This is a genomic window from Pseudomonas sp. CCNWLW23, from assembly GCF_037095675.1.
Taxonomy (GTDB): Bacteria; Pseudomonadota; Gammaproteobacteria; order Pseudomonadales; family Pseudomonadaceae; genus Aquipseudomonas; species Aquipseudomonas atacamensis.
The window spans coordinates 135,804-148,179 of record NZ_JBAWKM010000001.1; the positions used below are offsets into that span (position 1 = coordinate 135,804).

The window sequence follows — 12,376 nt, forward strand, 5'->3', positions numbered from 1 at the left end:
ATCGTCTATAGTGCTTTCTTACCCAACAGGCGACTTGGCCGACCGGGAATGCTGCGATACCATCCGACTCCCCAACGGACTCCCGCCAGGACGACGCGATGAACCGAGTGTTGTACCCAGGTACCTTCGACCCTATTACCAAGGGCCATGGCGATCTGGTCGAACGCGCCTCGCGCCTGTTCGATCACGTGATCATTGCGGTCGCCGCCAGCCCGAAAAAGAACCCGCTGTTCCCGCTGGAACAACGGGTCGAACTGGCTCGCGAGGTCACCAAACACCTGCCGAACGTGGAAGTGGTCGGTTTCTCGACGCTGCTCGCGCATTTCGCCAAAGAGCAGAACGCTAATGTGTTCCTGCGTGGTCTGCGCGCGGTGTCGGACTTCGAATACGAATTCCAGCTGGCCAACATGAACCGCCAACTGGCGCCGGATGTGGAGAGCCTGTTTCTCACGCCGTCGGAGCGTTATTCGTTCATTTCCTCGACGCTGGTGCGGGAGATTGCCGCGCTGGGCGGCGATATCAGCAAGTTCGTCCACCCGGCCGTGGCCGACGCGCTGACCCTGCGCTTTAAAAAGTAGGAGCTGCCGCAGGCTGCGATCTTTGCTTTTGAAGATTGCAGTCTCGTGCCCTTGATCGCCCCCGCGTGCACTGCGCTCGCCAATGCGGCACAATTGCGCGCATTGATTTATAGCGCCCGGGCCTGCCGCCCCGGCTGGAGTTAGCATGTCCCTGATCATCACCGACGATTGCATCAACTGCGACGTCTGCGAACCCGAGTGCCCGAACGCCGCCATTTCCCAAGGCGAAGAGATCTACGTGATCGACCCGAACCTGTGCACCCAGTGCGTCGGCCACTACGACGAGCCGCAGTGCCAGCAGGTCTGCCCGGTGGATTGCATTCCACTGGACGAAGCCCATCCGGAGACTGAAGAACAGTTGATGGAGAAGTACCGCAAGATCACCGGCAAGGCCTGATCACATCAGCGCCAGTACCGAAGCCATCGCGGGCAAGCCCGCTCCCACAGAGTCTGTGGTGAAACACAAATTTGTGTGAACACCAAAACCCATGTGGGAGCGAGCCTGCTCGCGAATGGGCCATCAGCCACACCACTGAAACCCGATCAGCTCACTCGCGCTGCTCAAACCCCTCCCCTGTACACCCCAGACACCGCACAAACGCCGCTTTCGCCGGGTCGACCACCAGCGCCTGACCGGCATCGCCAACACCGCCGCCCAGTGCGGTAAAAGGCAACGACACCACAAATGCTCCCGCACCGATCACCGTGGCCACCACCAGCAAAGGTCGGGCAATCAGCAGGTCGCCAAGCATGGCGTAGGCCGGGGGATTCTGGATGGTGTAACGCGGATCACCGCTGCCGGTTTCCGAGGCCTAAACGGCCAGGCTGGAACACAACAGCAGCGTGACGAAGAAGACTTGCAGGACTTTCATGGCACGATCCTTCGGGCTGCGCAGTAAGACTTCTCACTATAGACCGAAGGATTTTTTCAGGTCTGGCAGCGCGGGCAAAACACGCTGGCGCGCTGGCCCAGCTTCACTTCGCGCAGGCCGCTACCGCAGACCTTGCAGTGCTGACCACCGCGGCCGTAGACAAACAGTTCCTGCTGGAAATAGCCCGGCTGACCGTCTCCGCCAATGAAATCGCGCAACGTCGTGCCGCCACGCTCGATGGCGGCGGCGAGGATGCGCTTGATCTCGATTGCCAGTTTCAAGTAACGCCCGCGGGAGATGCCCCCGGCTTCGCGGCGCGGATCGATGCCGGCGGCGAACAGCGCTTCGGTCGCGTAGATATTGCCGACCCCGACCACCACCGCGTTGTCCATGATGAACGGCTTGACCGCCATCGAGCGCCCGCGTGACAGCTGGAACAGGCGCTCGCCATCGAACAGATCGGTCAGCGGCTCCGGCCCGAGGCGAATCAGCAGTTCGTGATTGAGCGGGTCGTTGCTCCAGAGCATCGCACCGAAGCGTCGCGGGTCGGTGTAGCGCAGGGCCAGTCCCGACTCCAGTTCGATATCGACGTGCTCGTGCTTCAACGCCGGCAACCCCGCCTCGACCAGACGCAGATTGCCGGACATGCCCAAATGGCTGATCAGCGTGCCGATCTCGGCGTTGATCAACAGGTATTTGGCGCGCCGCTCGACCAGCACGATGCGCTGCCCGGACAGGCGCACATCGAGGTCTTCGGGGATCGGCCAGCGCAGGCGCCGGTCGCGGACGATGACCCGGCTGACCCGCTGGCCTTCCAGGTGCGGGGCGATCCCGCGACGGGTGGTTTCGACTTCCGGCAGTTCAGGCATGGTGTCCTCGGATCAATGCGCGCCGAGGTCGCGAATCGTTTGTTTGAGTGTTTCGAAGTCGTAGTCCGACAGACCGACGTAATCGAGCACCAGCGGGCCGACCGCGCTCCACTCGAAATCCTCGCTCTGGTTGCCCAGCACGCGATAAGAGGCGCAGATGTGCTCGGCCATTTTCAGAATCGCCAGCAAGTTTTTCAGCTGGCTGTTCTTCGACGATTCGTCGCTGAAAATTGCCAGCGCATTATGGTGGTTGGCGATGGCGGCGCTGACATGCTCCGGCAGGCGCCAGGACTTGGCGGTGTAGTAACCGACCACGGCGTGGTTGGTGTTGAACACACGGTTTTCCGTATCGACCACGCGGCATTCCGGGCTGGCGCTGGCGTAGGCCTCTTCCAGCACGGTCATGTAATTGGGGAAACGCTGCAGCATCAATGGCACGCCGCAATCGTGGAACAGGCCCAACGCATAGGCTTCGTCACCGGCCTGGGTGCCGATGCGCTTGGCCAGAGTCAGGCAGGTCATCGCCACATCCTGCGCGGTGTCCCAGAAACGGTTGAGGGTGACGATGGTGTCATCGTTCATCTCGCCCTTGATCGACTGCGCGTTGATCAGGTTGATGATCGAGCGGCTGCCCAACAGGTTCACCGCACGCTGGATCGAGGTGATCTTGTTGCTCAGGCCGTAATACGGCGAGTTGACGATTTTCAGCAGCGCGCCGGACAGACCGGGGTCCTGGGAGATCAGTTTGGCGATCACCTCCAGGTCCGGGTCGGGCATGTACTGCTCCATTTGCAGATCCACCATGATCTGCGGTTGCGCCGGCACACTGATGCCTTGCAGCGATTGTTGAATCTGTTCGGTGGTCAGCTCTTGGGACATAAGTACACACTCCGGGGCAGGCGGCGATTCTAACCGCTGAAACCGCAGGGCGACACACCGATGGGCACATCGCCGGAACTTTCATCTGTGCCCAGGCTTCGGAATCTGTAGGGCGCATCGGACCTCATCGGTCCGCTGCGAAGGCAAAATCTCCACAGACTCAGGAGCTTACCGATGGCAACTTCCCTCAATGGCAAACGCGTCGCTATTTTGGTTACCGATGGTTTCGAACAGGTCGAAATGACCGGCCCCAAGGATGCCCTGGAGCAGGCCGGCGTGCAGGTCGATATCCTCTCGGCCGAGGCCGGCACCGTCAAAGGCTGGAACCATGACAAACCGGCGGACGACTTCCCCGTCAGCAACACTTTCCAGGCTGTGAGCGTCGATCAATACGATGCCGTGCTGCTGCCGGGTGGTGTGCAAAATTCCGACACCATCCGTATCGATCAGGATGCTCAGCATCTGGTCAAGACTGCCGCTTCGGCGGGCAAGCCGATTGCCGTGATCTGCCACGGCAGCTGGTTGCTGATCTCGGCGGGACTGGTCAACGGCAAGACCATGACCAGCTACAAAACGGTCAAGGACGATCTGGTCAATGCCGGGGTCAACTGGGTCGACCAGGAAGTGGTCAAGGACGGCAACCTGATCAGCAGCCGCCAGCCGGATGATGTGCCGGCGTTCAGTCAGGCCCTGATTGACGCACTGGCTGCATAAGAGCTGAAATCGCTTTCGCGAGCAGGCTCGCTCCCACAGGTGAATGCATTCCAAGTGTGGGAGCGAGCCTGCTCGCGAAGGGGCCCTCCGCTTTTCATCGCAGGCCAGACCGGAGCACGCGTCAACACGCTATACTCCCGCTCTTTTTTCCGGAGCGACGTCATGTCCCTGCCTAGCCTGCGCCTCAAAGCCAACGCCGACCGTCGCCTGCGCAACGGCCACTTGTGGGTCTACAGCAACGAAATCGACGTTGCCGCCACGCCTCTGCACGGCTTCAAGGCCGGCGATCAGGCGGTGCTCGAAGCCGCTGGCGGCAAGCCGTTGGGCATCGTCGCCATGAGCCCGAACAATCTGATCTGCGCGCGTCTGCTGTCACGCGACATCAAACTGGCACTCGACAAGTCGCTGCTGGTGCATCGCCTGAATGTCGCACTGTCGTTGCGCGAGCGTCTGTTCGACAAGCCGTTCTATCGTCTGGTCTACGGCGACGCCGACCTGCTGCCGGGTCTGGTGGTCGATCGCTTCGGCGACATCCTCGTGGTGCAGATCGCCTCGGCGACCATGGAAGCGCATAAAGACGACGTGATCGCCGCGTTGACCCAGGTGCTCAAGCCAAGCGGCATCCTGTTCAAGAACGACTCCGCCGCCCGCGATGCCGAAGGCCTCAACCGCTACGTCGAAACCGTATTCGGTCTGGTGCCGGAATGGGTCGCGCTGGAAGAAAACGGCGTGAAGTTCGAAGCGCCGGTCATCCAAGGGCAGAAAACCGGCTGGTTCTACGATCACCGCATGAATCGCGCGCGCCTGGCACCTTACGCCAAGGGCAAACGCGTACTTGATCTCTATAGCTACATCGGTGGCTGGGGCGTGCAGGCCGCTGCGTTCGGCGCCAGCGAAGTGTTCTGCGTCGACGCCTCTGCATTCGCCCTCGACGGTGTCGAGCGCAACGCTGCACTGAACGGCTTCGCTGACAAGATGACCTGCATCGAAGGCGACGTCTTCGAAGCGTTGAAGGAACTCAAAGCCAGCGAAGAGCGCTTCGACGTGATCGTTGCCGATCCGCCGGCCTTCATCAAACGCAAGAAAGACATGAAGAACGGCGAAGGCGCCTACCGTCGTCTCAACGAGCAGGCCATGCGCCTGCTGACCAAGGACGGCATTCTGGTCAGCGCTTCGTGCTCGATGCACCTGCCGGAAGACGATCTGCAGAACATCCTGCTGACCAGCGCCCGTCACCTGGACCGCAACATCCAGATGCTCGAACGTGGCGGTCAGGGCCCGGATCATCCGGTGCATCCGGCCATCGCTGAAACCCGCTACATCAAAAGCATCACCTGCCGTCTGCTGCCCAACAGCTGATTGCGCTTGAACACCGGGGAGCCACTGAGCTCCCCGTTTTTTTGCGCCCTCCCTCCCCCAGTTTTTTACACTCGACATGAGTGCCCTGCCCTCTTCCTACAACTTCTTTCTCGCTGCCTTGCAGGAAGTTTCGTCACGCCTGTCAATCATGGAAATTAAACCTACACAACAAGCCGCTTGCAAAAGATCACTCCGACAAAATTACTGGAATATTCCTACTTAATATCTGCTTGCCAATATTCGATTACAAACTAATATGAAGTTGTCGCAACGAAGCGACTCCAACTACCAACGAACAAGGAGTTCACATCATGAAAACCATTTATCTCGAAACAGACAAACTCGCCAACCTGGCCTTTCTGGTTGCAGCCACCGGCCGCTAAGTAGCCTGGACGCCGGAGAGTGCCGGCACTCTGGCGTCCATCAGACTTTTCCTGAGTGATCTGAACCCATGTATATCAATCCTTTTCTTTTTATATTGCCGCGCCCGCCCGGACAAGTAGACTGGAACTACAAGAACCACACTCAACACGAACTTGATCTTGAATACTCCCATCGCCTCGCCAGCCTTATACACAACCCTGATATATTTGACCCCAACAACGTAATAGACAGTCAACTTCTGAACGCAGGCATTCTAACAACTTCAAAAATAGACAGCCCGGATTGGGGCTGGGATGAACTATCGAAGATCTATCACATCGGCACACAAAATATACCTTGCGCACATACGCCTCGGAATATTCACGAGTGGTCCAGGCAATATCTGGCGCACTGCAGCGAAGTGCTGGCGAAGCCGGAACCTGCGAACACCCCGGCGCCGCGATCAGTGCAGCCCTTGATTACCCTGCCCGTACCGGGCGCCATTAATGATGACAGCCTGACTCAGGCCCTGATGAGGCGCAAAACCTGTCGTTCCTACACCGGTGCGGCGGTGACACTGAACGAGGTCGGCACGCTGCTGTATCTGACCCTCGGCTATCTTCCCCCGCGCGAAGACGCCCACGCCGATCCGGTCGCGCCGGGTCTCGAGGCCCGCCGGAGCTGCCCGTCCGGCGGCGGATTGAACGCCTGTGAGGGATTTGTCCTGGCGCAAAATGTCAGCGGGCTGGAACCCGGCATCTACGCCTACCACCCTGCCGAACACGCTCTGAGTCGGATCAATGCGCTGCCGGATCCGGAACTGGGCCAATTGCTCGGCGGCCAGCACTTCATCAACAACCTGCCGCTGGGCGTGTTCATCACCGCCAGGTTTGATCGTCTCTGGTGGAAGTACGAACACTCGCGCGCCTATCGCATGGCATTCATCGAGGCCGGTCATCTATCGCAAACCTTTCAACTGGTAGCAACAACGCTGGGGCTGAACACCTGGCTGACCGGCGCATTTGCCGATGCACAGGTTGAAACCCTGCTCGGCATCGCCGGCAGCGCCGAGCAACCGCTGTTCTTTGTCGGTTGCGGCGAAAGCGATGGTCACACCATGTGCCAGGAAATGCGTGATCTGCTCAGCGGAGCACAGTCATGATTTCCACGGCGATGGACGAGAGCGAAGCCCCGGTGTCATGGTCGCTGAAATTCACGCTTCCAGACTGGGAGAGCCGTGCATCGGTACGCAGCAGTACCCATGACTACCGGTTACCGGGCGATGTCGAGCAGCAATTGCAAACCCGCTACTGGTTCCCCCCGGCCTTTGTGCCCTATCTGGCGCATCCGGCCATCCAGGCCAAGGGGCGCGAAACCCTGCACCGCCTTACCGCTAATCATCTGGTGTATTTCCTCGACTACACCACCCTGCTCGAACACCGCATCGTCAACCGCGCGGTGGAAGTCATCGCGCACCGCGAACTGCCCATCTACATACCGCTGCCGATGAAGCATGCAGCACTGCAGCTGTATACCGACGAGGGCTACCACGCGCTGTTTTCCAACCAGATTGCCGAGCAGATCGCTGCGTATTACAGCATCACCCGGCGTCCGGTCATTCCGAAGCGAATCAGCCGCATGAACGCCTTGATCGCGCGCACGCCGGAGAAAAACCGTGCACTGGCGTGGTTCCTGCTGGGATTTGTCTCGGAAACGATCATTGCCCGCGAGTTGCTGGAGGTCTGCCGCGACACGCTGGTGTCCAGCGTGAACGACATGCTGCGTGATCACCTTGCCGACGAAGCCCGGCACAGCCGTTATTTCGCCGAAGCCTTCCATTACTTCTGGATTGCGATGAACAGTCGTCAGCGCCTGTTCGCCAGCAAGACCCTCGTGGAGATCATTTCCATTTTCTTCGAAGCAGATGAAAGCTGGCTGCAACAAAGCCTGCGTTCGGCCGGTATTGCCGAGATCGACGTGATGGAGATTGTCGGCAGCACGGTAACGGTGCAGGCCAACCGCGCCCGTGCACGCGCTGGCTGCAAACCTACTGTGGAGGCCCTGCACAAGGCAGGCTTCTTTGCATTGCCCCATAACCAGACACTCTTCGCCAAAGCAGGATTGATCGATGGATAAACACAGCCGTGCAACCACCCGCCGACAGCAGCGCGGAGCAATCAGCCTGCTGCTGGCGATGATCCTGCTAGGCGTGTTTCCGCTGGATGTGCTGCTGCCTTCCTTTCCGGCATTGGCAGCCCACTTTGGCCGATCGGCAAACGACATCGCGCTGTCGATCAGTCTGTTTGCCGTGGGCATCGCATTTGCCCAGTTATTGATCGGCCCGTTGTCCGATGTGATCGGGCGCAAAGGTCTGCTGCTCGCCGGCATGAGCGTGTCGCTGCTCGGCGCACTGGGCTGCGTGCTGAGCAATGACTACACGCTGTTCCTGATTTTCCGGGTGATGCAGGCGCTGGGATGCGGTTGCTTCGTGTTGTCCCAGGCACTGGTGCAGGATCTGTTCGAAGGCAACGAGCGTGATCGCCTGCGGATCCTGATGGTCACCGCCACGGGCATCTTCATTTCGGTATCACCATTGGCGGGCACGTTTCTGCAGGCCACGCTCGGCTGGCGCGGCAGCTTCTGGGTGTTCATCGCCTTGACCGCCGTGGTTCTAGTGAAGACGTGGCGGCTGCTCGATAACAGCCGGCCCGTTCAGAATGGGCCACACGGGGGTTTCATAAAGCCCTACAGATTGGTGCTGAGCAATTTCGAATTCGTCGGCTGCTGGCTGATTTCTGCATTCGCTTTCGCCTGCCACTTTTCCTTCATTGTCATTTCCCCGCTGATCTTCATGGAGCAGCTGCAGATGGCACCTTACGATTTCGCCTTGATCCTGCTGATCTACGGCGCCGCCTATGTCTTTGGCGGCCTGTTCGCCAGCGTGCTGAATCGGCATATCAATGCGCAACAGCAGATTTTCACCGGGCTGAGTCTGATCCTGCTCTCGGGGCTGGTGATGCTCTATCTGGCGGCCAATCATGATCTGTCAGCGGCGACTGTGCTGATTCCGATGCTGATCTGCACGGTGGGCACGACCATTTCACGACCACCGGCTACCTCCCGCGCCATGAGCCTGTTCGCCGAAAATGCCGGCGCATCGGCGTCCGCCGGCAGCACCATCATCTTTATCTGTGGCGGGCTGGTCAGCGCCTTGATCAGCCTCGGCCCGGCCAACCTGCAAGCGACGCTGGGTTACGGCTTCGTGGTGCTGAGCGGCGTATCGCTGTTGCTCAACAGCGTGATTGGCCGTCGCGTCAGCAACCTGCGCAGCAATCCGGTGATGCCGGGAGGCGACCACTGATCCTGCCAGTCGTCATCCCGCGTGCCTCTTCAACGGGGGAACAACGCTTTGCGCCATTCCCTCGCGACGCCAGCGGTGTAGAATCGCCTCATTCATCGCCATTCATCCCCGGCGGGTTTATGAGCTCAGGCTGAGACCAGCGGCGATCCCGCAACGTCATCGGCAGCTTCCGGACACACGGCCATTTTTCGGGTGTTTCAGAGGTCAACAGAAGCTCACTCCCCTTTAGTACGTGATTAGCCGCCCGGAGTGCTCCATGCCAGATTACCGCTCGAAAACATCCACCCACGGCCGCAACATGGCCGGCGCCCGCGCACTGTGGCGCGCCACCGGCATGAAAGATGACGACTTCAAGAAGCCGATCATTGCCATCGCCAACTCGTTCACCCAGTTCGTCCCGGGGCATGTGCACCTGAAGGACCTGGGTCAACTGGTCGCCCGCGAAATCGAACGCGCCGGTGGCGTGGCCAAGGAATTCAACACCATTGCTGTCGATGACGGCATCGCCATGGGCCACGACGGCATGCTGTATTCGCTGCCGAGTCGCGAGATCATCGCCGACTCCGTCGAGTACATGGTCAACGCCCACTGCGCCGACGCCATCGTGTGCATTTCCAACTGCGACAAGATCACCCCGGGCATGCTGATGGCCGCGCTGCGCCTGAACATCCCGGTGATCTTCGTTTCCGGTGGCCCGATGGAAGCCGGCAAGACCAAACTCGCTTCCCACGGCCTCGACCTCGTCGACGCCATGGTAATCGCCGCCGACTCCAGCGCTTCTGACGAGAAAGTCGCCGAGTACGAGCGTAGCGCGTGCCCGACCTGCGGTTCGTGCTCCGGCATGTTCACCGCCAACTCGATGAACTGCCTGACCGAAGCACTGGGTCTGGCCTTGCCGGGCAACGGTTCGACTCTGGCCACCCACAGCGACCGCGAACAGCTGTTCCTCCAGGCCGGTCGCACCATCGTCGAGCTGTGCAAGCGTTACTACGGCGAGAACGATGACTCCGTGCTGCCGCGCAACATCGCCAACTTCAAGGCGTTCGAGAACGCGATGATGCTCGACATCGCCATGGGCGGTTCGACCAACACCATCCTGCACTTGCTCGCAGCTGCCCAGGAAGCCGAGATCGATTTCGACCTGCGCGACATCGACCGTCTCTCGCGCAGCGTGCCGCAGCTGTGCAAAGTTGCACCTAACATCCAGAAGTACCACATGGAAGACGTGCACCGCGCCGGCGGCATTTTCAGCATCCTCGGTTCGCTGGCCCGTGGCGGCCTGCTGCACACCGACCTGCCGACCGTGCACAGCCGCAGCATGGAAGAAGCCATCGCCAAGTGGGACATCACCCAGACCAGCGACGAAGCCGTGCATCACTTCTTCAAGGCAGGTCCGGCGGGCATTCCGACCCAGACCGCGTTCAGCCAGTCGACCCGTTGGGAAACCCTCGACGACGACCGTGAAAACGGCTGCATCCGCAGCTTCGAGCACGCCTATTCGAAAGAAGGCGGCCTCGCCGTGCTGTACGGCAACATCGCACAGGACGGCTGCGTGGTGAAAACCGCCGGGGTTGATGAGTCGATCCACGTCTTCGAAGGCAACGCGAAGATTTTCGAAAGCCAGGACAGCGCCGTGCGCGGCATCCTCGCTGACGAAGTGAAGGAAGGCGACATCGTCATCATTCGCTACGAAGGCCCGAAAGGCGGCCCGGGCATGCAGGAAATGCTCTACCCGACGTCCTACCTGAAATCCAAAGGTCTGGGCAAAGCCTGCGCGCTGCTCACCGACGGGCGTTTCTCCGGCGGCACTTCCGGCCTGTCGATCGGTCACGCTTCGCCAGAGGCTGCGGCCGGTGGCGCGATCGGTCTGGTGCAGGATGGCGACAAGGTGCTGATCGACATTCCGAACCGCTCGATCAACCTGTTGGTCAGCGACGAAGAACTGGCGGCACGCCGCGCCGAGCAGGATAAGAAAGGCTGGAAACCGGTCGAGGTGCGCCCACGCAAGGTGACCACCGCCCTCAAGGCCTACGCCCTGCTGGCGACCAGTGCCGACAAGGGCGCTGTGCGTAACAAAGCGATGCTCGACGGGATTTGAGGCAGCTACAGCTGCAAGCTGCAAGCTGCAAGCAAAGGTGATCGTTCCCACGCTCTGCGTGGGAACGCCTCAAGGGACGCTCCGCGTCCAGTGACGCGGAGCGTCACGGGCTGCATTCCCACGCAGAGCGTGGGAACGATCAAAAGCTTCAAGCTGCAAGCTTCAAGCAAGAGCCGAGTTGCTTTTTCTTGCCGCTTGTAGCTTGTAGCTTGCAGCTGCTTTTATTGAATTTCTTCCGGCTTGACGATCACCCAGTTCTTGTCCGCTGTCACCGGCAAGCCTTCCTTGGCCTGCGCCGCTGCGTGCCTGGCCATCATGCCGTTGATTTGCGTCATGTACTTGTCCTTGCGGTTGATCCACAAGTGAATGCCGCCCTTGGCCACATCGACATCGTGGAACAGCATGTAACCGTCGCTCGTCGGGGTATCGCCGCCGACCAGTACCGGTTTTTTCCATTCATCGATGTAGGTGAGGATCGCCGCGTGCTTGCCGGCCATCCAGGTTGCCGGGGTCCACAGGTACGGCGTCAGCTCCAGGCCCAGGTTGGCCTTCTCGTCATATTTGCCGGCAGTGATCTGTTTGCGCGCAGTGGTCAGCTCGCCGGTCTTCTGATCCTTGAGCAGCAGTGAAACGCCAATGACGTTCTGCGGTTTGACGTTGTAGCCATACTTGGGATCCGCCGCGACCATACGCACCAGTTCCTCTGAAGCGGCGGTCATCACGTAAACCTCGATGCCGTTCTCCATCAGCTTGTTATACAGCTCCTGCTGGCCAGTGAAGATCTTCGGCGGATTGACGTCGAGCTTCTTCACCACATCGCCTTCGTAATACGTCGCCGGCACCGGTTTGCCCGAAGCCATCAACTCGTCAACGTAGCCCTTGAGCTCCTTGAGGGTGAAGCCGGAGAACACCTGCGCCACCCACGGGTAGCAGACCATGTCGTCGACTTCGCAGAGCCGGTAGTAATAACTGAACAGGCTTTCCTTGTGCTCGGCGGTGTCCTTGAAGGGCATCAGTTTCAACGAGGGGTCGAGCTTGTCGCGGGTAATAAGGCCCTTGTTTTCCATGAACGGCAGCAAGGATTCTTCGAGGTCGTAGCGGTAACTGGTGTTGTCCATGTCGAACACCGCGTAATTACCCTTGTTGGCGTTGGCAGCGATCATCGCGTCCAGCGCCTTGGCCTGATCTGCCGGCCAATGCTTGAGGTCCGTGGCCAATGCCTGGCCGGCGAGGCCAGCCGCCAGTGCCACAGCCAACAACGTGCGTGCAATTTTCATAGCGCT

General features: G+C 59.9%; 11 protein-coding genes and 1 pseudogene. 8 read left to right on the forward strand and 4 right to left on the reverse strand.

The genetic code is table 11. The annotated features are described in order from the left end of the window. Positions 1–98 precede the first annotated feature (98 nt). The gene (coaD, locus tag V8J63_RS00625; RefSeq protein WP_003229157.1) at positions 99–578 is read left to right on the forward strand and encodes a pantetheine-phosphate adenylyltransferase; all 480 of its coding nucleotides are present in this window, start codon (positions 99–101) and stop codon (positions 576–578) included. 145 nt (positions 579–723) lie between these two features. Continuing rightward, positions 724–975: a YfhL family 4Fe-4S dicluster ferredoxin gene (locus V8J63_RS00630; protein ID WP_003195146.1), complete on the forward strand. Its 252-nt coding sequence runs from the start codon at positions 724–726 to the stop codon at positions 973–975. Positions 976–1,126: 151 nt separating this feature from the next. On the opposite strand, the pseudogene V8J63_RS00635 reads toward V8J63_RS00630, so the two are convergent. The 3 genes and pseudogenes from V8J63_RS00635 to V8J63_RS00645 form a co-directional block, all read right to left on the reverse strand. Further along, positions 1,127–1,381 (reverse strand): annotated as a pseudogene (locus tag V8J63_RS00635) (multidrug transporter); the annotation flags it as partial. Between the two features lie 125 nt (positions 1,382–1,506). Beyond that, positions 1,507–2,319, reverse strand: a complete 813-nt coding sequence (gene mutM, locus V8J63_RS00640; RefSeq protein ID WP_122698599.1) for a bifunctional DNA-formamidopyrimidine glycosylase/DNA-(apurinic or apyrimidinic site) lyase — start codon at positions 2,317–2,319, stop codon at positions 1,507–1,509. Positions 2,320–2,331: 12 nt separating this feature from the next. After that, the gene (locus V8J63_RS00645) at positions 2,332–3,144 is read right to left on the reverse strand and encodes an HDOD domain-containing protein (RefSeq protein WP_160769650.1); all 813 of its coding nucleotides are present in this window, start codon (positions 3,142–3,144) and stop codon (positions 2,332–2,334) included. 228 nt (positions 3,145–3,372) lie between these two features. Between V8J63_RS00645 and V8J63_RS00650 the strand changes: the two genes are divergently transcribed. The 6 genes from V8J63_RS00650 to ilvD all read left to right on the forward strand — a co-directional run bounded on the left by V8J63_RS00650 (position 3,373) and on the right by ilvD (position 11,093). Beyond that, positions 3,373–3,912: a type 1 glutamine amidotransferase domain-containing protein gene (locus V8J63_RS00650; RefSeq protein WP_016772701.1), complete on the forward strand. Its 540-nt coding sequence runs from the start codon at positions 3,373–3,375 to the stop codon at positions 3,910–3,912. A 162-nt stretch (positions 3,913–4,074) separates the two neighbouring features. Beyond that, a complete protein-coding gene (locus tag V8J63_RS00655) occupies positions 4,075–5,271 on the forward strand; it encodes a class I SAM-dependent rRNA methyltransferase (protein WP_125925428.1) in 1,197 nt (398 codons plus the stop codon). 451 nt (positions 5,272–5,722) lie between these two features. Further along, positions 5,723–6,796, forward strand: a complete 1,074-nt coding sequence (locus tag V8J63_RS00660; protein WP_336463433.1) for a SagB family peptide dehydrogenase — start codon at positions 5,723–5,725, stop codon at positions 6,794–6,796. After that, the gene (locus V8J63_RS00665; protein WP_122751171.1) at positions 6,793–7,770 is read left to right on the forward strand and encodes a diiron oxygenase; all 978 of its coding nucleotides are present in this window, start codon (positions 6,793–6,795) and stop codon (positions 7,768–7,770) included. The genes V8J63_RS00660 and V8J63_RS00665 overlap by 4 nt, the downstream gene beginning before the upstream one ends. After that, complete coding sequence (locus V8J63_RS00670; protein ID WP_336463434.1) at positions 7,763–8,995, forward strand: MFS transporter; 1,233 nt, start codon at positions 7,763–7,765, stop codon at positions 8,993–8,995. The genes V8J63_RS00665 and V8J63_RS00670 overlap by 8 nt, the downstream gene beginning before the upstream one ends. 256 nt (positions 8,996–9,251) lie before the next feature. Beyond that, a complete protein-coding gene (gene ilvD / locus V8J63_RS00675) occupies positions 9,252–11,093 on the forward strand; it encodes a dihydroxy-acid dehydratase (protein WP_016772696.1) in 1,842 nt (613 codons plus the stop codon). Between the two features lie 221 nt (positions 11,094–11,314). On the opposite strand, the gene V8J63_RS00680 is transcribed toward ilvD, so the two are convergent. Next, entirely contained in the window at positions 11,315–12,370 is a 1,056-nt protein-coding gene (locus V8J63_RS00680) for a haloacid dehalogenase-like hydrolase (RefSeq protein WP_336463435.1), read from the reverse strand. Between the last annotated feature and the right edge of the window lie 6 nt (positions 12,371–12,376).